This window comes from Mesorhizobium sp. EU05-FHT14A09 (genome assembly GCF_058790995.1).
The window spans coordinates 504,121-527,222 of the sequence record NZ_JBYTDF010000004.1; the positions used below are offsets into that span (position 1 = coordinate 504,121).

The 23,102-nt window shown below is 61.6% G+C and carries 25 protein-coding genes; 14 read left to right on the plus strand and 11 right to left on the minus strand.

Annotation, left to right across the window (positions count from 1 at the left end):
- The first annotated feature begins 139 nt into the window (after window positions 1-139).
- Window positions 140-643, plus strand: a complete 504-nt coding sequence (locus AC3WTO_RS17415) for a methyltransferase family protein (protein WP_492462002.1) — start codon at window positions 140-142, stop codon at window positions 641-643.
- 27 nt (window positions 644-670) lie between these two features.
- Here AC3WTO_RS17415 and AC3WTO_RS17420 read toward each other — a convergent pair whose 3' ends face one another.
- A complete protein-coding gene (locus AC3WTO_RS17420; protein ID WP_101937785.1) occupies window positions 671-1,567 on the minus strand; it encodes a LysR family transcriptional regulator in 897 nt (298 codons plus the stop codon).
- A gap of 54 nt (window positions 1,568-1,621) precedes the next feature.
- Entirely contained in the window at window positions 1,622-2,596 is a 975-nt protein-coding gene (trxB, locus tag AC3WTO_RS17425; protein ID WP_492462003.1) for a thioredoxin-disulfide reductase, read from the minus strand.
- Window positions 2,597-2,857: 261 nt separating this feature from the next.
- Between trxB and AC3WTO_RS17430 the strand changes: the two genes are divergently transcribed.
- Entirely contained in the window at window positions 2,858-3,349 is a 492-nt protein-coding gene (locus AC3WTO_RS17430) for an Lrp/AsnC family transcriptional regulator (protein ID WP_492462004.1), read from the plus strand.
- 46 nt (window positions 3,350-3,395) lie between these two features.
- The gene (locus AC3WTO_RS17435; RefSeq protein ID WP_492462005.1) at window positions 3,396-4,214 is read left to right on the plus strand and encodes a glycosyltransferase family 2 protein; all 819 of its coding nucleotides are present in this window, start codon (window positions 3,396-3,398) and stop codon (window positions 4,212-4,214) included.
- Here the strand turns inward: AC3WTO_RS17435 and AC3WTO_RS17440 are convergent.
- Genes AC3WTO_RS17440 through rfaE1 form a run of 3 tightly spaced genes read right to left on the minus strand, consistent with a single transcriptional unit; the run spans window position 4,198 to window position 6,876 of the window.
- Window positions 4,198-4,791: a D-glycero-alpha-D-manno-heptose-1,7-bisphosphate 7-phosphatase gene (locus AC3WTO_RS17440; protein WP_492462006.1), complete on the minus strand. Its 594-nt coding sequence runs from the start codon at window positions 4,789-4,791 to the stop codon at window positions 4,198-4,200. The genes AC3WTO_RS17435 and AC3WTO_RS17440 overlap by 17 nt on opposite strands.
- Window positions 4,792-4,799: 8 nt before the next feature.
- Window positions 4,800-5,381 (minus strand): D-sedoheptulose-7-phosphate isomerase, encoded by a 582-nt coding sequence (locus tag AC3WTO_RS17445; protein WP_492462007.1) that lies wholly within the window; start codon window positions 5,379-5,381, stop codon window positions 4,800-4,802.
- A gap of 7 nt (window positions 5,382-5,388) precedes the next feature.
- Entirely contained in the window at window positions 5,389-6,876 is a 1,488-nt protein-coding gene (gene rfaE1, locus AC3WTO_RS17450) for a D-glycero-beta-D-manno-heptose-7-phosphate kinase (RefSeq protein WP_492462008.1), read from the minus strand.
- Between the two features lie 137 nt (window positions 6,877-7,013).
- Between rfaE1 and rfaD the strand changes: the two genes are divergently transcribed.
- Genes rfaD through waaC form a run of 3 tightly spaced genes read left to right on the plus strand, consistent with a single transcriptional unit; the run spans window position 7,014 to window position 9,903 of the window.
- Window positions 7,014-7,961: an ADP-glyceromanno-heptose 6-epimerase gene (rfaD, locus tag AC3WTO_RS17455; protein ID WP_492462009.1), complete on the plus strand. Its 948-nt coding sequence runs from the start codon at window positions 7,014-7,016 to the stop codon at window positions 7,959-7,961.
- Window positions 7,934-8,941 carry a lipopolysaccharide heptosyltransferase II gene (gene waaF / locus AC3WTO_RS17460; protein WP_492462010.1) on the plus strand — a complete coding sequence of 336 codons (1,008 nt, stop codon included), beginning with the start codon at window positions 7,934-7,936 and terminating at the stop codon, window positions 8,939-8,941. The genes rfaD and waaF overlap by 28 nt, the downstream gene beginning before the upstream one ends.
- A complete protein-coding gene (gene waaC / locus AC3WTO_RS17465) occupies window positions 8,938-9,903 on the plus strand; it encodes a lipopolysaccharide heptosyltransferase I (RefSeq protein ID WP_492462011.1) in 966 nt (321 codons plus the stop codon). Before waaF ends, waaC begins: the two co-directional genes overlap by 4 nt.
- Before the next feature lie 166 nt (window positions 9,904-10,069).
- Here the strand turns inward: waaC and greA are convergent, their stop codons facing one another.
- The 3 genes from greA to AC3WTO_RS17480 form a co-directional block, all read right to left on the minus strand.
- Complete coding sequence (gene greA, locus AC3WTO_RS17470; RefSeq protein ID WP_326893991.1) at window positions 10,070-10,543, minus strand: transcription elongation factor GreA; 474 nt, start codon at window positions 10,541-10,543, stop codon at window positions 10,070-10,072.
- 230 nt (window positions 10,544-10,773) lie between these two features.
- Window positions 10,774-11,319, minus strand: coding sequence for a tetratricopeptide repeat protein (locus AC3WTO_RS17475; protein WP_492462012.1), 546 nt, complete (start codon window positions 11,317-11,319; stop codon window positions 10,774-10,776).
- 74 nt (window positions 11,320-11,393) lie between these two features.
- Window positions 11,394-11,744, minus strand: a complete 351-nt coding sequence (locus AC3WTO_RS17480; RefSeq protein ID WP_492462013.1) for a DMT family protein — start codon at window positions 11,742-11,744, stop codon at window positions 11,394-11,396.
- A gap of 169 nt (window positions 11,745-11,913) precedes the next feature.
- Here AC3WTO_RS17480 and AC3WTO_RS17485 point away from each other — a divergent pair, with 169 nt between their 5' ends.
- From AC3WTO_RS17485 to AC3WTO_RS17495, 3 genes are all read left to right on the plus strand, one after another.
- Window positions 11,914-12,804: an extensin-like domain-containing protein gene (locus AC3WTO_RS17485; RefSeq protein ID WP_492462014.1), complete on the plus strand. Its 891-nt coding sequence runs from the start codon at window positions 11,914-11,916 to the stop codon at window positions 12,802-12,804.
- A 113-nt stretch (window positions 12,805-12,917) separates the two neighbouring features.
- Complete coding sequence (locus AC3WTO_RS17490; protein WP_492462015.1) at window positions 12,918-13,742, plus strand: extensin-like domain-containing protein; 825 nt, start codon at window positions 12,918-12,920, stop codon at window positions 13,740-13,742.
- Window positions 13,743-13,834: 92 nt separating this feature from the next.
- Window positions 13,835-15,145 (plus strand): hemolysin family protein, encoded by a 1,311-nt coding sequence (locus tag AC3WTO_RS17495; RefSeq protein WP_492462016.1) that lies wholly within the window; start codon window positions 13,835-13,837, stop codon window positions 15,143-15,145.
- 51 nt (window positions 15,146-15,196) lie between these two features.
- On the opposite strand, the gene AC3WTO_RS17500 is transcribed toward AC3WTO_RS17495, so the two are convergent.
- Window positions 15,197-15,799 carry an NADPH-dependent FMN reductase gene (locus AC3WTO_RS17500; RefSeq protein WP_492462017.1) on the minus strand — a complete coding sequence of 201 codons (603 nt, stop codon included), beginning with the start codon at window positions 15,797-15,799 and terminating at the stop codon, window positions 15,197-15,199.
- A gap of 92 nt (window positions 15,800-15,891) precedes the next feature.
- Here AC3WTO_RS17500 and AC3WTO_RS17505 point away from each other — a divergent pair, with 92 nt between their 5' ends.
- Window positions 15,892-16,266 (plus strand): winged helix-turn-helix transcriptional regulator, encoded by a 375-nt coding sequence (locus AC3WTO_RS17505; protein WP_144224843.1) that lies wholly within the window; start codon window positions 15,892-15,894, stop codon window positions 16,264-16,266.
- Between the two features lie 74 nt (window positions 16,267-16,340).
- Here AC3WTO_RS17505 and AC3WTO_RS17510 read toward each other — a convergent pair whose 3' ends face one another.
- Window positions 16,341-16,733 (minus strand): acyl-CoA thioesterase, encoded by a 393-nt coding sequence (locus AC3WTO_RS17510; protein ID WP_448116860.1) that lies wholly within the window; start codon window positions 16,731-16,733, stop codon window positions 16,341-16,343.
- 209 nt (window positions 16,734-16,942) lie between these two features.
- Between AC3WTO_RS17510 and AC3WTO_RS17515 the strand changes: the two genes are divergently transcribed.
- Together AC3WTO_RS17515 and AC3WTO_RS17520 are read left to right on the plus strand one after the other, a co-directional pair.
- The gene (locus AC3WTO_RS17515; RefSeq protein WP_492462018.1) at window positions 16,943-18,559 is read left to right on the plus strand and encodes a GMC family oxidoreductase; all 1,617 of its coding nucleotides are present in this window, start codon (window positions 16,943-16,945) and stop codon (window positions 18,557-18,559) included.
- Window positions 18,556-19,767 (plus strand): mandelate racemase/muconate lactonizing enzyme family protein, encoded by a 1,212-nt coding sequence (locus AC3WTO_RS17520; RefSeq protein WP_492462019.1) that lies wholly within the window; start codon window positions 18,556-18,558, stop codon window positions 19,765-19,767. Before AC3WTO_RS17515 ends, AC3WTO_RS17520 begins: the two co-directional genes overlap by 4 nt.
- Window positions 19,768-19,870: 103 nt before the next feature.
- On the opposite strand, the gene AC3WTO_RS17525 is transcribed toward AC3WTO_RS17520, so the two are convergent.
- Complete coding sequence (locus AC3WTO_RS17525) at window positions 19,871-20,809, minus strand: diacylglycerol/lipid kinase family protein (RefSeq protein WP_492462020.1); 939 nt, start codon at window positions 20,807-20,809, stop codon at window positions 19,871-19,873.
- A gap of 710 nt (window positions 20,810-21,519) precedes the next feature.
- Between AC3WTO_RS17525 and AC3WTO_RS17530 the strand changes: the two genes are divergently transcribed.
- Together AC3WTO_RS17530 and AC3WTO_RS17535 are read left to right on the plus strand one after the other, a co-directional pair.
- A complete protein-coding gene (locus AC3WTO_RS17530; RefSeq protein WP_492462021.1) occupies window positions 21,520-21,954 on the plus strand; it encodes a hypothetical protein in 435 nt (144 codons plus the stop codon).
- A gap of 3 nt (window positions 21,955-21,957) precedes the next feature.
- Window positions 21,958-23,088: a hypothetical protein gene (locus AC3WTO_RS17535; RefSeq protein ID WP_492462022.1), complete on the plus strand. Its 1,131-nt coding sequence runs from the start codon at window positions 21,958-21,960 to the stop codon at window positions 23,086-23,088.
- The last annotated feature ends 14 nt before the right edge of the window (window positions 23,089-23,102 follow it).

Here is a 23,102-nt window from a genome sequence, read left to right on the forward strand (position 1 = left end):
GCCGACAAAACAGGCAACAGGAATAACGACGGTAACGCTGATCGGCTTGCGCATGCCCCCGAAAATCGGAACCGATTTTCGGAAAAGGTCATGTGCCATATCAAAGGTCGCTCTAGCGTGGAACAACTGGGGGATCGCCATGAAGACCAGGACTTCCGCAGTTTTCGGCAGTGCGCTTTTTTTCCTGGCCGCGCCCTGTGTCGTTGCCGGGCTGCTGCCCTGGCTGATCCTCGATCATTACCGCCTCCCCTTCTCGGCGACAGTGCCTGTCGTCGCGATCGGATGGTTGCTGATCCTGGCGGCAATCGTGGTGCTTCTGCATTCCTTTGCCCGCTTCGCCCTGGAAGGGCTCGGCACACCGGCACCGGTCGCCCCGACCGAAAAGCTGGTGGTCGGCGGCATCTATCGCCATGTCCGCAACCCGATGTATGTCGCGGTGCTGTCGATCATCGCCGGCCAGGCTCTGCTTTTCGCAAGCTGGGCGGTCGCCCTCTACGGCCTGGTCATGGGCATCGCAATGGCTTCATTCGTGCACTTCTATGAAGAGCCGACCCTCGCCAGGCGCTATGGCGCCGAGTACGAAAACTATCGCCGCGCTGTTCCCGGCTGGCTGCCGCGACTGACGCCATGGCCTGGCGCCTAGCCAGATGAGAGACCCGGCAGCGCGGGCTCAATAGGACCAGTTGCGGGCCTTGGCAATGATGAAGTCGCGGAAGACGTGCAGCTTGGCCTGGTTCTTCATCGCGTCGGGATAAGCGAAGTAGGTATCGAAGGACGGCACCTCGGTCTCAGGCAGGAGCTGCACCAGGCCCGCATCCTTGCCGACGACATAGTCCGGCAGCATCGCGATGCCGGCGCCGCCCTGCACGGCGCGCTTGATCGACAGGATGTCGTTGATCTGCAGCGTCGGCACGCGCTGACCGCTTTCGAAGTCGCCGACCGTCTCCAGCCAGTTGAGCTCCGACAGATGCGTCGGCACCGGCACGCCGAAGGTGACGATGCGATGGTTCTTCAGTTCAGCCACCGTCGCCGGTTTGCCGAACTTGTTCACATAGGCAGGCGACGCATAGAGGTGGAAGTGCACTGTGAACAGGCGACGCTGGATCAGGTCCGGCTGTTGCGGCTGCCGCAGCCGGATCGCGCAGTCGGCCTGGCGCATGGTCAGGTCCAGCTCCTCATTGGCGAGGATGAGCTGCAGGTGAATCTCCGGATAGAGGTCGATGAATTCCTGGACCCGGTCGGTCAGCCAGCCGGCGCCGAGGCCCACGGTGGTGGTCACACGCAGGATACCCGACGGCCGATCCTTGGATTCAGCGAGCCGGGTCTTGATCGATTCCAGCTTCATCAGCACGTCATGCGCCGTGCGAAACAGCATCTCGCCTTGCTCGGTCAGCACGAGGCCGCGCGCATGGCGATGGAACAGCGGCACGCCGACATCATGTTCCAGCGCGCTGACCTGCCTCGAAATGGCCGACTGCGAAAGATGCAGTGTCTCGGCCGCATGCGTGAACGACCCAGCCTCGGCGGCTGCGTGAAACACGCGAAGTTTGTCCCAATCCAGCGCCATGATTCCCCTCGTTTCGTTTTGGCGTCTGAAGAAAGATTTCGGAGATTTTGCGGCTTACTCCGCCGCTTCCCGATGTACCTCTATCCCAGCAAGATATTTTTCCGCTTCCAGCGCCGCCATGCAGCCCATGCCGGCCGCCGTCACCGCCTGGCGATAGATGTCGTCCGTCACATCGCCGGCAGCGAACACCCCCGGCACATCGGTGCGCGTCGAATCCGCCGCCGTCCACAGATACCCGTTGGGCTTATGCTTGAGCTTGCCCGTGAACAGCTCGACTGCCGGCGCGTGGCCGATCGCCACGAACACGCCATCGACCTTCAGCTGGCTTTCCTGGCCGGTCGCTACGTTGCGCAGCTTCAGTCCTTCGACCGAAGGCGGCAGCGGTGCCTGGCCTGGACGCCCGGTGATCTCGTCAACGACCGTGTCCCAGATGACGCGGACATTGTCCTTCTTCATCAAGCGCTCGCGCAGGATGCGCTCGGACCTGAACTCGCTGCGGCGATGGATCACAGTGACTGACTTGGCCAGGTTGGAGAGGTAGAGCGCCTCTTCAACCGCCGAATTGCCGCCGCCGACTACCGCGACATCCTTGCCGCGATAGAAGAACCCGTCGCAGGTGGCGCAGGCAGAAACACCGAAGCCCATGAAGGTCTGCTCCGAAGGAATGCCCAGCCATTTCGCCTGCGCGCCGGTGGCGATGATCAGCGCATCCGCCGTATAGGTCGTGCCGGAATCGCCCTTGGCCTTGAACGGACGGACGTCGAGGTCGACCTCGGTGATGATGTCGTTGATGATGTCGGTACCGACATGTTCAGCCTGCTTCTGCATTTCGCTCATCAGCCACGGGCCCTGCACCGGCTCGCCGAAGCCGGGATAGTTTTCGACATCCGTGGTTATCATCAGCTGGCCACCCTGCTGCAAACCCGCCACCAGCATGGGCTTCAGCATGGCGCGGGCGGCATAGATGGCCGCCGTATAACCGGCAGGGCCGGAGCCGATGATGAGGACGGGCGCGTGCTTGACGGTCATGGAATGGCCTTTACGAAAGACAGCCGCACCAAGCGGCCCGAAACGAGCGGCAACTGTTGCGCGCAATGTAAGTGCTGCCCTCTCTGCCAGCAAGGACGTGCGACAAGTGTCCCCATAATGCTTGTGCCGCGGGTCGAACCCGCGACCACATGGTTAATCACCGGTGAATGCTGAAAATTCCCCGCTTCTAGGGATGGCGTGGCCCGCAAACTCGTTTAATGACGTGTTTGCGAAAGATTCTTGCGCGACAGGCGGACAACCATGCCGATTAAGGCCGATCTCGACGCCATTGACTGGAAGATCCTGCGGGAATTGCAGCGCGACGGACGCATGACCAATGTCGAGCTTTCGCGCCGCGTCGGCATATCCGCGCCACCTTGTCTGCGCCGCGTCAAACGGCTCGAGGAAACCGGCATCATCCGCGGCTATCGCGCCCTGCTCAACGCGCCGGCGCTCGGCATGGACGTGGTGGCGTTCTGCCTGATCGGCCTGCATCACCAGGCAGACGCGGAATTGAAGGCCTTCGCCGAGCGCACCCGCAACTGGCCAATCGTGCGCGATGCCTGGATGGTGTCGGGCGAGTCCGACTTCCTGCTGCATTGCGTGACCAGGGATCTGGCGACGTTCCAGAGCTTCGTCATCGAAGAACTGACGTCCACGCCGAATGTCGATACGGTGCGCACCGCATTGACGATCCGCAAGGTAAAAGATGAAGGCCTAGTTGAAATCAGCGCCTTGAACCAAACACAGTAAAGGCGCATGGCTGGACACAGCTCGTCCCGCTACTAATTTCCTCCCCATGTCTCAGTTCAACACGCCGGTTTCCGCTCTCATCATCTGCAGGAATGAAGTCGACATGATTGCCGACTGCCTGGAGAGCGTCGACTTCTGCGCCGATATCGTGGTGGTGGATTCCGGCTCGACCGACGGCACCCTCGAGTGCATTCAGGAATTTATCGCCAAGGGCTATCCGATCCGCCTCTTCCACAATGACTGGCCCGGTTTCGCCAGGCAGCGGCTTTTTGCGCTGGAACGGGCCAGCCAGCCCTGGTGCCTCTGCATCGAGGCAGATGAGCGCGCCGACGCCGAGTTGAAGCAGTCCATCATCGAAATCACACAATCGGGCGAAACCGGCATTGACGGCTGGTTCGTGCGCCGCCGCGACTACCTGAAGGGCTATGGCTATGCCCATCGCGGGGTGGCGCACAACCGCATCTTCCGCCTGTTCCGCCGCGACAAGGCGACGATGGACGTTGCGCAGCGCGTGCATGAATCCTTCAGGGTGCCGGGCAAGACGGCGATCGTTGCAAAAGGCATGTTGCTGCATCGGCGGGCAACGTCGCTGACCGATGAATTGAAACGCACGAATTCCTATTCGTCGCTCAAGGTCGAAGCGCAGTTGGAGCAAGGCGCAAAGCCCAGCATGTCGCGCCTTATGTTCTCACCCTGGATCAATTTCCTGAAATTCTATGTCGGCAAGCGTTATTTCCTGTGCGGCCGCCATGGCTATGTCCACTCGGCGATGGTTTTCCTCTATTCCTACGTGACCGAGGCGAAGCTGTTCGAGGCGCGCGACGCGCATCGCGCCGGCCAGAGCGAATTCAAGGCTGGCGAATAGACCGGATTTCAGTCGCCGCCGCGTGCTCGGCTGCGGCATCCCCGTCTCTCACCAGGAACAATCGCGACAACCCTGCGCGGCGCCCAGCCTCGACATCGGCATGCTTGTCGCCGACCATGATTGATCCGGGGATGTCGGCTCCCAGTATCTTAGCCGCCCTCAACAACATGCCGGGGTTGGGCTTGCGCATTGGATGATCTCCTGCGCCGAACACACCGGTGCCTGCTTCGTGGTAGGCGCAGGCAAGAACCATGTCGACGGAACAGCTTTTCTCGCCCAGGAGTTCCAGAACGCGGTAATTCACGGCCGCAAAGACGTCCCAGCCGAAATAGCCGCGTGCGATACCGGATTGATTGGTGACGATCACCACCGGCCAGCCGGCTTGGTTGGCAGCCTGGATGGCTGGGATGATCTCATCGCGCAGCACCACCTGCTCAGGGTCGCTTGGATAGCCGGTGTCGACGTTGATGGTGCCGTCCCGGTCGAGGAAGAGCACTGGACACCCCTCGGGAAAGGCCTTCTCGCCAATCCGCTCGACCCAAAGCCCCGGCTCCTCAAGCGGATGCGGAGCCTTCATTTTCGGCATCAGGCAGCGGGGCCGTTGCTCAGCCGGCTTTCTACCTCTTCGCAGAGATAGTGGTACAGGCAGATATGGCCCTGCTGGATGATCGGCGTGGAACTGGACGGTACGTTGAGCAGGACATCGCACAACGGCTTCAATTTGCCGCCGCTGTCTCCTGTCAGGCCGATCACCGTCATGCCCATCGCGCGTGCCTGTTCCGCAGCTGCAAGGATGGAAGGGGAATTGCCGCTGGTCGAGATCGCCAGCAGCACCGCACCGTCGGCGCCATGCGCCTCCACCTGCCGGGAAAACACGGTGTCGAAACCGTAGTCATTGCCCCAGGCCGTCAGAACCGCCGTATTGGCGGGCAGCGCGATGACGTTGTAGGCCTTGCGCTCCTTCAGGAAGCGCCCGACCAGTTCGCCTGCGATATGGATGGCATCGCTTGCCGAACCACCATTGCCACAGATCAGAAAGGCCTTGCCTGCAGACAATGCCGCCACGACAGCATCGGTCGCCCGCTGCATTTCGCCCGTCAGGTCGCGTTCGACCATGGTCGTGATCGCGTCAGCCGAGCGGACAAGATAGTCGTTCAGTTTGGACATGGATTTTTCAGTTTCCGCTACCGGCACGCAATTTGCCAATGGTGCCGGTGGTGCTTTTCCCGGCAACGAGATCGACGAGGACCACACGGCCACCGGCCTTTTGCACCACGTCGGCGCCGACGACCTGGTCGACGGTGTAGTCCGCGCCCTTGACCAGAATATCGGGCTGCAGCGCCTCGATCAGTTTCAGTGGCGTATCCTCTTCGAACACCACCACGGCATCGATGGACGCGAGTGCCGACAGCACGCAGGCACGGTCGTGCTGGTCATTGACCGGCCGCTCAGGGCCTTTGAGCCGCCGGACGGAAGCGTCGCTGTTCAGCCCCAGCACCAGCCTGTCGCACTGGCTGCGCGCGGCATTGAGCAGGCTGACGTGGCCGGCATGCAGGATGTCGAAGCAACCGTTGGTAAAGCCGACCGTCAGGCCTTCGTCTTTCCAGGTCGTCACAAGGCGCTGCGCGGTCGCCATGTCGAGGATGGCATCCTTGTGGACAGCACCATGCGAACGGAACAATGCACCGGTCAGTTCATCGTCCGTCAGCCGTGCCGTGCCGCGCTTGCCGACGACGACGCCGCCGGCGGCATTGGCGATGGCTGCGGCCGCGGCACGGTCGGCACCTGCCGCATGAGCCAGAGCAAACGAGGCGATCACCGTGTCGCCGGCGCCTGAAACGTCGAACACTTCACGCGCCTGGGTCGCGATGTGACGTGCCGATTGCGCATCGACCACGCTCATGCCCTTTTCGCTGCGGGTTGCCACGACGAAATCGAAGTCGTTTGCAGCGATCAATTCACGTCCGGCGGCGACGATATCGTCGTCGGCGAAAACCGAACGCCCGACCGCTTCGCCCAGTTCCTTGCGGTTGGGCGTCACCGCCGTGGCGCCGCGATAGCGTGCATAATCCCGCCCCTTCGGGTCGACGAGAACCGGCTTGCCGGCTTCGCGGCAGACCGCGATCAATTCGGCGGCCACACCATCGAGCAGGATGCCTTTGCCGTAGTCGGACAGGATGACTATGTCGGCCCTGGAAAGGGCCTCACGGAAATCCGCAAGCAGCTTTGCGCGTTCCGCTGTGTCCAGCGCGCGGATTTCCTCTTCGTCGAAGCGCAGCACCTGCTGGTTGAGCGCGCTGAAACGCGACTTCGAGGACGTCATGCGATCCCGCGACTGGCCGACGCCGCTGGTATCGACGCCGAGTTCGGCGAACATGCGCATGATGTTGCGAGCAGCGGCATCATCGCCGAGCGCCGAGACCGGGATTGCCTTGCCGCCCAGCGAGACGATGTTGGAAACCACGTTGCCGGCGCCGCCGATTGCCAGCGTTTCGCCGCGGCCATGCAGGACGGGGATCGGTGCTTCCGGCGAGATGCGTTCGATCACGCCGCTGACGAAACGGTCGAGGATCAGGTCACCGACCACCAGGACGGTGACATCGGCAAACCGGGCGATCGCGCGGTGAAGGATTTCGGGAGAAGACAGGTGCAACTCGCTCATGGGCCAAGCGGATATACCGCAAACCTGGGCAGCGCAACTGCGGCAATGCTCCTTGCCGATCACAGGACGCCTCTTGTCGACACGCCCTCTCGCCTCTCCTATAAGGACCGCGATCCGCTCAACAATCCGAGGTCCCGATGATCATCGTAACCGGCGGCGCCGGCATGATCGGCTCCAACATCGTCGCCGCGCTGAATGCCGAAGGCCATGACGACATCCTCGTGGTCGACGACCTGACCGACGGCCACAAGATCGTCAACCTGGCCGACCTCAGGATCGCCGACTACCTCGACATGAACGAGTTCCCGGCCGCTTTCGAGGCAGGCAAGCTCGGGCGGATCGAAGCCGTTTTCCACCAAGGCGCCTGCTCGACCACCACCGAGTGGAACGGCAAATTCATGATGGACGTGAATTTCGCCTATTCGAAGCGCCTGCTGCACGCCTGTCTGGAGCAGCGTGTTCCGTTCCTCTATGCGTCATCGGCCTCCGTCTATGGCGGCGGTTCCGTGTTTCGCGAAGAGCAGGACTTCGAGCGGCCGCTCAACGTCTATGCCTGGTCGAAAAAGCTGTTCGACGACTATGTTCGCCGCGTGGTCGGCCCCGGCCACTCGCAGGTCGCCGGCTTGCGCTATTTCAACGTCTATGGCCCGCGCGAGCAGCACAAGGGCACCATGGCCTCGGTCGCCTTCCATCTGTTCAACCAGGTTGGACGCGGCGAAAACCCCAAGCTTTTCGGTGCCTATGACGGTTTCGGTCCGGGCGAGCAGAGCCGCGATTTCATCCATGTCGGCGATGTCGCCGATGTCAATCTGTGGCTCTGGAAGCGCGGCGCCAGCGGCATCTTCAACTGCGGCACCGGCCGCGCCCAGCCTTTCCGTGCCATCGCCGAGACCGTCATCACTTCGCTCGGCAAGGGCAGCGTCGAATACATCGACTTCCCCGACCATCTGAAGGGCAGCTACCAGAGTTTCACCCAAGCTGATATGTCCCGCCTGCGTGCTGCCGGTTACAACGGCGAGTTCCGCAATGTGGAAACCGGCGTGAAAGACTATGTCGAATGGCTGAAAGCCCGACGATCCTCGTGATCGGCCCCCGCTGGGTGGGCGACATGGTCATGGCGCAATGCCTGTTTTCGGCATTGAAAGAGCTCTATCCAAATGCCGGCATCGACGTCATGGCGCCGGCATGGGCCGCCCCATTGGTCGGGCGTATGCCTGAGGTTCGCCAGCAGATCGAAATGCCGGTGCCGTCCGGCAAGCTGGAACTCGGCGTACGGCGCAGATACGGCCGCATGCTGAAGGGCCGCTACGACATGGCCTATGTGCTGCCGGGCAGCTTGAAATCGGCCTTGATCCCGTTCTTTGCCCGGATCCCGAAGCGGGTCGGACATCTGCGCGAAATGCGCTACGGCTTGCTCACCGACATCGTCGGGCAACCCAAGAAGGAAAAGCGCCGCACCGCATACGGTTTCTTTTCTCTGGCGCGTGGCGGCGCCTTCCAGGCGCCGAAGCTGACCGTCGACAAGGCGAACCAGGCAGAACTGCTTGCACGCTACGACCTTGAGGCCGGCAGGTTCGTGGCGATGATGCCGGGGGCGGAATTCGGCCCGGCCAAACGCTGGCCAAGCGCATCCTATGCCGGCTTTGCCCGCGCCATGATGGCAAAGGGTTTCAAGGTCGTGCTGTTCGGCTCGAAGAACGACAGCCCGGTCACGGCGGAAATCGCGACACTGGCACCTGGCTGTGTCGACCTTGCCGGCAAGACCCGCCTGGAAGATGCCATCGATCTCATCGCGGCAGCCAGACTGGCGGTCTCCAACGACAGCGGCCTGATGCATGTCGCGGCAGCCGTCGGCACGCCGATCGTCGCCGTCTACGGGTCGACATCACCGGAAAACACGCCACCGCTCGCCGAGAAACGTGAACTGGTGTGGCTGCAGCTTTCCTGCTCGCCCTGCCACAAGAAGATCTGTCCGCTCGGCCACATGAACTGCCTCAACACGCTCGACGTCGAACGTGTCGTCCAGGCTGCGGATCGCCTGATGGAACAGCCGGCGGCAGCATGAAGGTCCTGATAGTCAAGACCTCGTCGATGGGTGATGTCATCCACACCTTCCCGGCCGTTCAGGATGCCTTGCGCGCCCGGCCGAACATCCGCTTCGACTGGTGTGTCGAGGAGCCGTTCGCCAGCATTGTCGCGTTGCATCCGGCGATCGGCACCGTTCACAAGGTCGCGCTGCGGCGTTGGCGCAGGCAGCTTGCCTCGCCGGCAACATGGCGCGAGGGCCGCGCCCTGCGCGATGCCTTGCGTGCTGCGCACTACGACCTGGTGCTGGATGCGCAGGGCCTGCTGAAATCGGCCTTCGTCGCGAAATTCGCCGGTGCTCCGATCGCCGGCTTCGACAAGACTAGCGCGCGTGAGCCTTCCGCCGCACTTTTCTACAATCAGCGTTATGGCGTCCCGCGCGATCTGCACGCAATTGAGCGTACGCGACGCCTGTTCGCACTGGCTCTCGGCTACGAACCGGATCTGTCGACACTCGATTCCGGTATCGCCGTTCCGCCCGCCAACGCGCCGATCCCGGCTGGACGGGTCGCGACCCTGCTGCACGGCACCAGCCGCGAGGACAAGAAGTGGCCGGCACAGGAATGGATCGCCGCTGCCGAATTGCTGGTCAGGCGAGGATTTACGCCGGTCACGACCTGGTCGAACGACAAGGAGCGGTCCGTGGCCGAGGCGATCGGCAAGGCCGTCCCGGCAACATTGGTGGTGCCGAAATCGCCGTTGTCGGAAGTCGCAGGCCTGATCGGCCGCTCAACGCTGGTGATTGGCGCCGATACCGGCCTTACCCATCTGGCGGCCGCATTCGGCCTGCCCACCGTTGCGATTTTCCTGACGACGGAACCAGGCCTTACCGGCCCACGCGGGCAATATGCCTCGACCCTCGTGGCTCACGGCGACGAGCCGGTAACACCACAGGCTGCGGTCGCCGAGGCGCTGGATTTGCTGAGGCTCAAGGAAAGATAGCCGACGGCGCATGGTCCCAGGAGAACCAAAGACAGCCCTCGGTTCGCCCTGAATACCGGCAGATCCTAGAGCAATTCCAGGAGAAGTGCGTAGCGGTTTTCCGTCTGGAATTGCGCAAAAACAAAGAGTTAGAGCGTTTCCGCGCTTCCGTTAAAACGGAAACCCTCTAGACGAACTGGACCTTGACGATTTCGTAGCCGCGAGCCCCGCCGGGCGCATTGACTTCGATGGCATCGCCGACGCCTTTGCCGATCAACGCACGCGCGATCGGCGAGGAGATCGAAATGCGGCCAGCCTTGACGTCAGCTTCCTGATCGCCAACGATCTGATAAGTCTTCTTTTCTTCCGTATCCTCGTCGACCAGGACAACGGTGGCACCGAACTTGATGGTGCTGCCGGAAAGCTTGGAAACATCGATGACTTCGGCGCGCGCCACCAGATCCTCGAGCTCGCTGACGCGGCCCTCATTGAGGCTCTGCTGTTCCTTGGCAGCGTGATATTCGGCGTTTTCCGAAAGGTCGCCATGCGAACGTGCCTCGGAAATCGCTTCGATGATGCGCGGCCGCTCTTCCTGCTGGCGCCAGCGCAGCTCTTCCTTGAGAGACTCGAAACCTCCGCCTGTCATCGGCACTTTGTTCATCATCACACCTTTTCCTGCCGGCCCCTGAATCGGGACCAACCCTGTCGCTGGGTACAAAAAGAAAACGGTCCGGCAGCTTCTGGCTGACGGAACCGTCTCACCTCAGATTCCCATAATATAGCAAGCTCCAACCGATTTTCATCTCAAAAAAGCGGCTTGGATGCTCCCGTATCGGCAGGTTTATTGCTGCGCCACGCTGTCGAAACGACCAAGGCAAAGCCGAAACCCGCTCAGCTCCTGTCGTAGTGGTCGATCTGCTCGGACAGCATGCCGTACTCGCGCGATTGTTTGCCTGCGCGCTTTTCGATCTCGCCCAGTTGCTCGCGTGCGCCGACGACATCTCCCATCTGCAGGCGTGCCTCGCCCAGATACTCGCGCACCAGCGTGTAGTCCGGGTTCTGCCGCAATGCCTCTTCATAATAACCGAGGCCTACGACGATGCGGCCGGACTTGCGGTGTGAATAGCCGAGATAGTTGAGAATGCGCGGATCCTTCTTGTTGGCCGCAAGCGTCAGCACCGCGATCGCCTCGTCATAGCGACCGGCCATCGCCAGATCGTGCCCGGCCTCGTAGATGTTGCCGTCGTCAAGCATGCCTTGCTTGGGCGCGGCGCATTTCTTGGACTTGGTGTCGTAGACCTCGCCCTTCTTGCATTTGGTGACGGTCGGGCTGGGTGTGTCACTTCCGCCGCCACCGCCGGCGGCTTGAACTTGAATGGTGACGAACGGCATGGCGACAAGAATGGCCGCCGCATGGAACAGAAGTCGCGTGCGCATGGGGAATTCCTCCTGGCCTATCGATGGCAGGATAACGCTGCGCGCGTTCGATTTCATCCCATCACAGCTGAAATCTATCCCTTGAAGATGAACGCCGCGCCACCGGCGATCATCGCGAAACCGATGGCGTGGTTCCAGGTCAGCGATTCCTTGAGATAGAGCACCGAGAACACAGCGAAGACGGTGAGCGTGATCACCTCCTGCATCGTCTTCAGCTCAGCAGCCGAATAGACCTGATTGCCGATGCGGTTCGCCGGCACGGCCAGCCAGTATTCGAAAAAGGCTATCAGCCAGCTGCCCATGACGGCAATCCAGATCGGCGAGCTTTTGAATTTGAGATGCCCGTACCAGGCGAAGGTCATGAAGACATTCGATGCGATGAGCATGAGGATCGGCAGGACACGAGGCGAGAGAATCAGCGACATCGAGGACATCCGGTGAAAGGCTGGAAGCTCATTTCAGGCTAGGCGCCCTGCCAGTCAACCGCCTTGGTGGGGCGCTGGGACGGGTCTTCTGCAACAAGGCCGTAACCCATTGTGAACGAAGACTTCTCGGCGCCAGGCAACCAACATGGCCGGTCACCGTTTGCGTTTCATGACGCTGTTGAAACAACCGCTGGCGGCAATCGGGTTCATACTTCTGGGTGTCGCCACCTTCTTTGACGGCAGCCTTGCCTCAGCAAAGTCCCCGAGACTGCCCGCGACGGCGCCGATCCCTGAAGCCCATCGCCGGGACATGGGCGAAATCACGCCAAAGGCTCCAGAGAGCCGTTCCGACGCGCCGCTGCCGCAGTCGCGCCCCGATGACTCTCCCGACGAGGTCGCGAGCGAGCCGAACGGCCGCAAACCGTTCCAAGGCCCAAAACTGCCTCCGGACTGGAAAAAACCCGCAGCAAAGCAGATGCCCGATCCTCGTTCCGGCATCATACCCGCCGACAAGATGCCAGCGGAGGAAACGGCCTGCCGCGAACGTCTGAAAGCACTGGGCGCCGAGTTCGAGGAGGCAAAAGCAAAACGCGATGACACGCTTGGCTGCTCGCTCCCCTACCCGTTGGTGCTCAGGAAGCTGGGAAACTCAGTCGAGATCACCCCGGATGCCGAACTCGACTGCGCCATGGCCGAAACCATGTCCCGCTTCGTCAAGGATGTGATTGGCCCGGCCGCGAAGGGCGGACTTGGCCAGGAGTTGAAATCCATTTCACAGGCGTCCGGCTATGTCTGCCGTCCCCGCAATGGCAGTTCCAAGCTTTCGGAACATGCCTTTGGCAACGCCCTGGATATCGCCGCGTTCACGCTCGCGGACGACACCGTCGTTGAAGTCGGCAAGACCACCTCGCCGCCGCAGGCGAAATTGATCGAGCAAATCCGCAAGGTGGCCTGCGGCCCTTTCAAGACGGTGCTGGGGCCCGGCAGCGACGCCGATCATACGCTTCACCTGCATCTTGATCTCGCCCCGCGCAGGAATGGCGGCACCTTCTGCCAATAGCCTTTCCGCCGCATTTCCAACACAGCTGTAAACCGCACTGCTGAGCTTTCCTTTACCCTTGAGGCGTAAAACGGCCTTGGCTCGAGGGGCTTGCCCGAGGGACGGGAAGAACGATGGCCGGAGTAACTTTTATCGCCGGGCGACCCAGGCGCGAGCCATGGGCCGCGACAAGACGGCTTGCTGCACTGAGCATTCTGGCGACGGTCGCCGCCTGCACGACCGGCGATGTCTTCGAACTGAAGCCCGCCGTCGATGTCGGCACGACGACGTCTGCGGTACCGAGAATGGCGCCTGCCGCACCAGAATTGTCCGGCATGCAAACCCTGGTGCCGTCCAACCCCTACATGACGGCAGCCTATCCGCGCATGGACGAACCGATGTCGCCCGTGGAGCAGCTGTCCTCGGAAGAAATAGACTGCCGCAACGAACTGAAGCGGCTCGATGTCGCCTACGCCGATCTTTCCCCGATCCGTGAGGGACAGTGCGGCATTGCACATCCGGTCAAGGTCACCGCGATCGGCAGCGTCCAGATGAAGCCGGCGGCAACGCTGACCTGCAACATGGCCGCGACGTTTGCCGCCTGGACCAGGCGAGAACTGGTACCGACCGCACGCTGGCGTTATCTCTCGGGCGTGAAGACGATCCGCCAGGGATCGAGCTATTCCTGCCGCAGGATCGCCGGCGAAGGCGTACTATCCGAACACGGCAAGGGCAACGCGCTCGATGTGATGAGCATCGAGCTCAACAACGGTGAGGACATCGACGTACGCAAGCCCGGCTGGTTCGCCTTCCGCACCAGCGGTTTCCTTGATTCGGTACGATCGGACGGCTGCGACTACTTCACCACCGTGCTCGGCCCCGGCTATAACTACGATCACCGCAACCACTTCCATTTCGACATCAAGAACCGCAGGAACGGCTATCGCGCCTGCCGTTAGAGCAGCGCATGCACCATCAAAGTTCAATACGCCTTGGACAAAACGCCTGCCGCCGCTTTTCGAAGTGGCAGGCGCAATGCTATTGAGCGCGCATGCTTTACGCTGAAATCGCTATCGTGGTCGCTCTCATCTGCGTGAACGGCCTTTTGGCAATGTCCGAACTCGCCATTGTCTCTGCCCGTCCGGCAAGGCTCAAGGCGATGATCGACCGCAATGTCAGTGGTGCAGCGCGTGCGCTGGAACTCGGCGCCAATCCAGGCAAATTCCTGTCTTCGGTGCAGATCGGCATCACGCTGGTCGGCATTCTTTCCGGCGCCTTTTCGGGCGCCACACTGGGCGAACGGCTCGCGGATTTCCTGGCCGATTCCGGTGTCGGCCCGCGTTTCGCCAATCCTGTCGGCGTTGGCATCGTGGTGGCGATCATCACCTACGCATCGCTGATCGTCGGCGAATTGGTGCCAAAGCAGATCGCGCTGCGCGATCCCGAGCGCGTCGCTTCGCGCGCAGCGCCTTTCATGGCGGTGCTTGCCAAGATCGCGGCGCCGATCGTCTTCGTCCTCGATATTTCCGGCCGCGCCGTCCTGTGGCTGCTCGGTTTCCGCGGTGAAAGCGAGGAAAAGGTCACCGACGAAGAGATCAAGATGCTTGTCGCCGAAGCCGAGCACCATGGCACGATCGAGTCGGACGAGCGCCGCATGATCGCCGGCGTGATGCGCCTTGGCGACCGCGCCGTGCGCGCCGTCATGACGCCGCGCACCGATGTCGACTGGATCAACCTGCAGGTTGATGACGCCGCGATCCGCAAGCTGCTGATGGAAACCCAGCATTCGCGCCTGCCGGCGGGCGAAAGTGTCGATGCGATGATTGGCGTCGTGCAGACGAGAGATGTCCTGGCGGCCTTGCTCGCGGGCCGCGCGCTCGACCCACGCAAACACGTCAAGACCGCGCCCATCGTGCACGATCAGGCCGACGCTCTGGACGTGCTTGCAACCTTGCGTGAATCCGAAGTGCCGATGGCGCTCGTCCATGACGAGTACGGCCATTTCGAGGGCATCGTCACGCCGGCTGATATTCTGGAAGCGATCACCGGCGTGTTCCGATCCGACCTCGATGCCGGTGACGAGGAAGAGAGCGCCGTCCAGCGTGAGGACGGCTCCTGGCTGCTCGCTGGCTATATGCCTGCCGACGAGATGGCCGATCTGCTCGGCTTCGGCCTGCCCGAAGACCGCGACTACGAAACCGTTGCCGGTTACCTCCTGTCGCATCTTGCGCATCTGCCCACCACCGGCGAGACCGTCGATGCGCAAGGCTGGCGCTTCGAAGTGGTCGACCTCGATGGCCGCCGCATCGACAAAGTCATCGCGACGCGGCTTGGCGGCGGACAGCAGGGGATGGCTCGCTGATCCAAGCCGCGGGACGAAAGGCAGCAGGCTGCCTTTCGTCGATAAGTTGTCTCAGGCAGCTTCCACGTCGGCCGTCGCGAGATCGGCATCGCGGGCTGCCTTCAGTGCATGCGTATACCAGGACAGCTGATTGAGCATGTCTTCCGCTGCCTGGTTGATGTGCTCGAGTTCCGACAGCTTGGTGCCGCCCTTGATGGCCATGTAGTCAGCCCAAACGATATGAACCGCGGTGCGCACAGGCACCATCTGCAGTTCGATGGCATGCAGGCGCAACTGTTCGATCGCACGGGCTCCGCCGACGCCACCGTAGCCGACGAAACCGACCGGCTTCTTGTTCCATTCGGTGTAGGCGTAATCGAGCGCGTTTTTCAGGACGGCACTCGGTCCATGCGTGTACTCGCTGGCCGTGAAGATGAAGGCATCGAATTCATCGACCTTCTTCTGCCAGCGCTGGGCGATCTCGTTCCTGGACGGCGCCCACAGCGAGGATGCGGCTTCATCGAAGAACGGCATCGGGAAATCGCGCAGGTCGACAAGTTCGACTTCCCACTCGCTGTGCTTGGCGGCAAGTTTGGCAATCCACTCCGCCGGCACATCGGCGAAGCGGGTTGCGCGCGTCGAACCGATCACGACGGCGATCTTGGGTTTTGACATCGGAGGCTCCTTGTAAGGGCAAACTTGGAGTATCATTTGGATACCGACGCTATATCTGATACTGTCAACTCGCTTGGCAAGGAGGCACTTTTTTGAAACCGAGGCACCCGCATGTCACTGGCGACTGCCTGGCAGTCAGCGATATCCTGCAACGCATCGGCGACAAATGGTCGTTGCTGGTCGTGCAGAATCTGGGCGAAGGCCCGCAGCGCTTCAACGAGCTGAAGCATTGCATCGGCAACATCTCCCAGAAGATGCTGACGACGACGTTGCGCAGCCTCGAGCGCGACGGCTTCGTCACACGCACCGTGTTTCCGACCATTCCCCCTCGGGTCGACTACGAGCTGACCGATCTCGGCCGCGAGTTGCTGATTCCAGTCAAGGGACTGGCTGAGTGGGCCATCGCCAATGCAGGCCGGGTCAGCGCAGCCCGCGCCCGTTTCGACGGCGTCAAGGCAGCGGCCTGACGCATTATCTTTTTGTTTTTACGCAATTCCGGACGGAAACCGCTACACGCTTTTCCTGGAATTGCACCACGGGATCATTCGGCAGGCACGGCCTTCGGCTTGCCTTCACCGTCAAGCGCGACCATGACGAAGTCGGCATGCGTAACCATCTCCATCAGGTCCGAGAGGTAGCGCTGCGCCCAGGCTTCGACCTTCAGCGTCATCGAGGTACGGCCGACGCGCTCCACGACCGTATAGATGCAAAGCGTGTCGCCGATCTTCATCGGTTTGGCAAAGGACATCTCCTTCACGGCGGCGGTCACCACCCTGCCCTTGGCCCGCTCGGCTGCACGGATACCGCAGGCCAAGTCCATCTGCGCCATGACCCAGCCTCCGAAAATATCGCCGGCCGCATTGGCATCCGAAGGCATCGCCAGTGTCCGCAGCGTCAGGTCGCCATTCGGTTTTCCATCTGCGTAGTGCACCATGCGAAGATCCCTTGAGCCAGAATGTCATGATGCCGTAGCCGCGCGACGGGAAAGCGTCAACGCCGACGCTCAGACACACCGCCCTTGCGGGAAACGAACAGCCTGCCGCTGTGGTCGTTTTTCTCACACCGCATGCCGGAAGTGCCGGTGATGGCGACGAATGCGACAGCTAGTCTTGGTCAAAAGCAGACTGGGTACCGCCATTCGCCATGCAGACTTATGATTTTATCGTCGTCGGATCCGGCTCGGCCGGCTCGGTCGTGGCGGAGAAACTTTCGGCGTCCGGACGTTTTTCCGTGCTCGTGCTGGAAGCTGGCGGCGGCGACAATCGCTTCTTCGTGCAGATGCCGCTGGGTTACGGCAAGACCTTTTTCGACCCTGCCGTGAACTGGAACTACAAGACCGAGCCTGACCCCGGTCTTGCCGGCAATGTCGATCATTGGCCTCGCGGCAAGATTCTGGGTGGATCGAGCTCGATCAACGCCATGGTCTGGATCCGCGGCGCCCGCGAAGATTTCGACGCCTGGGCAGCCGCCGGCAACCCGGGCTGGGGTTATGACGACGTGCTTCCGGTCTTCAAGGCAATCGAGGATAATGAGGCAGGTGCCGATCAATGGCGCGGTCGCGGCGGCCCGATCCACATTACCGACAATCGGGCGCGGGTCCATCGGCTGACGATCCGCTTCCTGGAGGCTGCCGAACAGGCCGGCCTGCACGCCAATGACGACTTCAACGGCGCAAGCCAGGAAGGCGCCGGCATCTACCAGATCACGACCAAGAACGGTCGCCGCATGTCGACGGCGCGAGGTTTTCTTCGCCCGGCGATGAAACGCGATAATGTCCGTGTCGAAATGAGAGCCCTGGCGACGAAAATCCTCTTCGAAGGCAGGCGTGCGACCGGCATCGAATATGTCCAGAACGGCGAGACCAGAACGGCACGCGCCGGCCGCGAGGTGATCCTGTCCGGCGGCTCGATCAACTCGCCGCAGCTGCTGCAGCTTTCCGGCGTAGGGCCAGCCGACCTGTTGTCCGACCTCGATATTCCGCTCGTTCAGCAGTCGGACAATGTCGGTCGCAATCTGCAGGACCACCAAGGCATCAACTACACCTGGAAGGCCAGATGGCCGACCCTCAATCAGGTCCTGCGGCCATGGTGGGGCAAGCTTCTGGTCGGCCTGCATTACCTCGTACTGCGCTCCGGACCGCTGTCGATGTCGATGAACCAGGGCGGTGGTTTCTTCCGCACGGATCCCGGCCAGCCCCGCCCGAACATGCAGCTCTACTTCCAGGCCTTTTCCACCGTGCTGCCGAAACCCGGCGAGCGGCCGATCCTTTCGCCTGACCCATGGCCAGGCTTTTCCATCGGCCTGTCCAACTGCCGCCCCTCCAGCCGCGGCGAAATCATGATCCGCTCGAAGGATGCGCTCGATCATCCCAGGATCAGCCCCAACGCCTTCTCGACCAACGAAGACGTGTCGGAGATGCTCGACGCCGTGAAGTTCCTGCGTCGGATCGCGGCACAGCCGGCGCTCGCCGACGTGATCGCGGAAGAGGTTTTGCCTGGGCCTTCAATCGCTTCCGACGCTGACCTGATTCAGGATTTCAGGAAGCGCTCCGGCACGGTCTATCACCCCGTATCAACATGCCGCATGGGGTCGGACCCTGCTCGCGCGGTCGTCGACCCACGCCTCAAGGTCCATGGCCTTGGCGGTCTGCGCGTCATCGACGCGTCGATCTTTCCCGACAACATCGCCGGCAACACCAACGCCGCCTCGATCATGACGGGGTGGAAGGGCGCTGAAATGGTTCTGGAGGACAATCGATGAAAATCACCGATGTGAAGACCTGGGTCGTCGGCAATCCGCCACCTGGCATCGGCGGCAAGTATTTCATCTTCGTCAAGCTGACGACCGATGCCAATGTGGTCGGCTATGGCGAGGCCTACAACGCCACCTTCTCCGGGCACGTCACGGCCCGCATGATTGAGGACATGGCCGAACGTTATCTGGTCGGCCGCGACCCACACGATATCGAGAGTTTCTTCCGCCGCTGCTATTCCTCGGGTTTCACCCAAAGACCCGACGTGTCCGGCATGGGCTGTTTCTCGGCTCTTGAAATGGCCTGCTGGGACATCATCGGCAAGGAAGCCGGCCAACCGGTCTACAAGCTGCTCGGCGGCCAAGTGCATGAAAAGCTGCGTTCCTACACCTACCTCTACCCGCATGAAGGCAGCGTCCATTCGGAGGACGCTCGCGGACGCAACGTCTACAACGATCCCGACCTCGCCGCCGAATGCGCCGCACTTTATGTCGAGCAAGGCTTCAATGCCGTGAAGCTCGATCCTGCCGGCCCCTACACCGCCTTTGACGGTCATCAGCCACGTCTTGTCGACATCGACCTCTCAGCCCGCATGATCAAGGCGATCCGCGAAGCGGTCGGCACCCGGGCCGACATCCTGTTTGGCACGCACGGCCAATTCACCGCTTCGGGTGCCCTGCGTATAGCCCGCGCCATCGAGCCCTATGACCCGCTGTGGTTCGAGGAGCCGGTACCGCCGGACATGCCGGAAGTGATGGCGCAGGTGGCGCGTGGCACCTCGATCCCAATCGCCACCGGCGAACGCCTGACCACCAAGTTCGAATTCGCGCGTGTCATCGAGAACCGCGCCGCTACCATCCTGCAGCCGGACCTCGGCCGCTCCGGTGGCATCCTCGAAACCAAGAAGATCGCGGCGATGGCGGAGGCCTATCACATCCAGATCGCACCGCATTGCTATTGCGGTCCGATCGTAGGCGCTGCCAACATCCAGATCGCCGCGACGCTGCCGAACTTCCTCATCCTGGAATCCCTGAAGCAATGGGACGGTTTCCACGCCACCCTGCTCAAGAAAAAGATCGAATGGCAGGACGGCTGGGTCATCCCATCGAAAGAACCCGGCCTCGGCGTCGAACTCGACGAAGCAGTCTGCGAGGCACACCCCTGGAGTGGCAAGCAGCTGCATCTCGAAATGGCACAAGACCCGTTGTTTCCGTAAGATCGACACAGCATCCAACAGAGAACCCAATCATTTCAGCAGCTTGCTGAAGTCTCTGGAATCGGCTCGACAGGCTGCTGACTCAAGACGCGAAGCGCTTTAATCAGCACTTCAGCTTCAAGGCGCCGGGCATGATCTCGAACTCGGCGGGAGCGCGGCCCGGCGCTTCGCCGTCTATATCGATCAACGCACTGTTTTCGAACGCACCACCCGCCGGCTCGACCAGGACCTTCCTGCCACGCAGGATAGTGACCGCCGGGTGGTTGCGATGGCCTCCGGTGTAGAGCAGGCGGATGTCACGCATGAGGGCGATCTTGCCCCCGGCGTGCAGGATGACGATGTCGAACTGTCCGTCGTCCAGCGAGGCGTCCGGTGCAATCATCATGCCGCCACCGAAGAAGGGACCGTTGGCAATCGCTACCAACGCGACGCGTCCCGCGATCGGTTCGCCGTCGTCGATTGTGATCACGACATCGTCGAAGTGGTAGTTGAAGAACTCCGTGACCGTTCGCCACAAAAACAGGGCTTTTGCGGGGATGCGTCCTTTGCGCCTGTCCGCATTCACAGCGCGATCGACATGACCGGACAGGCCGAGGCTGGCGATGTTGATGAAATGCCGGCTGGCTAGGGCGCCGTGATCGTTGATGTAGGAGATGCGCCCGACATCGATCATTCGTATCTCGCAAGCGGCGATCCGCTCGAGCACGCCGTCGACATCGTCCGGCAAGCCGAGCCCGCGCGCGAAATCCGATCCTGTACCGCATGCAAGCAGACCGAGTGCGGCACGATCATACCCCTCCCGTGCCGCCTGAAGCAGGCCATCGGCAGTTTCGGAAGCAGTTCCATCGCCGCCAGCGGCGATGAGCAGATCATACCCCTCGACCGCAAACTCGATTGCCAAGCGCTCTGCATCGCCTTCCGCCTGCGTTTCACGCATTTCGAAACGACCGAGATGTCGTTCGAGCGCGCTGGCGACATCTGCCCAGTCGCGCTTCAGCCGACCGTCACCGGCAATGGGATTGAGAATGATGCCGACCTTCACCCGCCTCTCCCTTTGCGGTGGTCCTATCCGTATGAAAACGCCGCACGCAGAACTCGGCAAGCACGGAGGCGGTTGCACGCAAATTCGCGACTTGGGCAAAACCGTCCCGTTTACCCGAAAAAACCCCTTTTACCACACGTTATTCCCGATAACCCCGGTATTCACAGGCCGACCATGGTTCCGCACACCGATGATCGGGCGTATGGTTAAATCATCTCAGGCGGCCACGGATTGAACGGTCGAAAGACAACGGCAACCACGCGGAACTCCTGAGGCCTGCACTGCGCAGATCAGCAACGGGCTTGCTCGTTGCGAAGTCGAGAGCCGCGATGTGCGGGGCCGCGGAAAGCGTGCGAACGCCAACGGCGGACCGATGCGAGCCATGAAGGCCGGGCAAGACCTTCGATGGCACGTCGACCGAAACCCGCAAGGGCGAGACCGACGTGATCCGGAATGGACGCAGTCCTTTGGGGAGGCGGACGGACGGGTCGTCAAAATCAAGGCCGACAGGTGCAATCTTCTTCGGATATTGCCGCCGCTGAACGGTCCTGGTCTGACAGGGAGGCGCTGGGAGAGATCCCGGCGCCAACTGTTTTTGCCCCTCCGCGTTGGTTACCTCACGCCGTCGTTGCACCGCCCGACAAGCCATGGCTGCACATGGAAACGGAATCGGCTATCGTCCCCCTGTCATTCGAGGAGAGGGACCTTCCATGACGCTGATCCAGAAACTCGCCCTGGCCTATGCCGTGCTGTTCTTCGCCGTCGTGGCGATCGGTTATGTTCCTGCCTTCAACGACGCCAATGGCTATCTTTTCGGTCTCTTCTCCCTGCAGTGGTATGATGACCTGCTGCACGGCTTCTCGGGCGTCTGGGCCGCGGTTGCAGCCTTCATCTCGCATCGCCAGTCGGTGTTTTACTTCAAGCTGTTCGGCTCGGTTTACCTGTTCGATGGCCTCCTCGGCCTCGTCACCGGCTCCGGCTGCCTCGACGGCGGCATCTTCATCAACGGCTTCCGTTCCCTCAACGACATCGAATTCCCGGCGCGCTTCTTCGCCAACCTGCCGCATATCGTGATCGGCGGCATTGCCGTCTATATCGGCTTCCGGCTTGCCAGGCGGGTACATGATCATTTCGCGACAGCTTGACCCATGATCGTGCTGCGTTGGTTGAAACGCATCCTGAAGACGATCGTCTGGCTGATCGTCATCATCCTGCTCATCCCGATCCTCGGCCTCACCTATGGCTGGCTGACCACTTCGAACCTCGACACCGCGCCGCTGCCCGGCATTGCCGAAGGCGCGCCGACCGGGGAACAGGCCAACAGGATCCGCGCCGAGATTCCCGGCTACCAGCGGCCCGAAGAATCGACCTTCCTCACCTACCCGGAATGGGCGATCGTCTATGCCGCTCGCGAATATGCCGGCTATGTGAAAGAGAACCCGCCGAGCGGCTTTCCATATTGGTCCTATATCGGCCGCTTCTGGCAGGATTACGCGATGGTGATCCGCGCCAGTTCCGCCTACCCGTTCAACTGGCAGAACCACCAGATGCTGGCCGTCATCGGTACCAGCCACACGATCGAGCACGGAATCCAGTGGGTCTATGAGAACACCGTTGGCCGCGTCACGGAAGTGGTCGGCGGCCACCGCACGGCGGCCGACAACTATCAGGCCAAGGTCGCGGCAGAGTATGCCGCCTTCCTCGACCAGGTGCCGTGGTACCAGTTTCCCTATGCGGAAAAACGCGCGGGTCTGTTTGACGTCGAGCCTGCCGCAAATGACGGCGTAGTGCGACCAGCCGAACGCAAGCTTGCCTTCGGTCTCGCCGACACCATCAAGCAGAGCTATGCGGATCTGATCAAGCAGGCGCTCGCCGCAACCTCGGATCCAGCCCTGCTCGACATCCATGTCTGGGCCAAAGGACCTGTCGGCGAAGCGACACGCGGTGAGGCTGACACCTTGCTGGAGCGCGATCATGGCGCCGACGGTGCCGTCTTCGTCACCAAGCGCTACCAGGTTTTCACGGAGATGATCCCGCGTCTGATCGAAAAGGGCGTTTCCTTCGTCGAGATCGGCGGCAATGACGAGATCATGGCCACGGTCCTGTCAAACAGCCCGGTTGCCGCCCCAGAAGGCGCGCGCGAGCTCTTCGCCTATCCACTGCCGGCCGCCCCCGCCTTGCGCCGCACCGGCTTCACCGTTGCGGTGCGCAAGCTCCACACGGTCATTCCGGCGCTCATCAAGAATGGCGCCAGGCTGGAGCACGTCTACGATTATTGATCCGTTCGCCACGC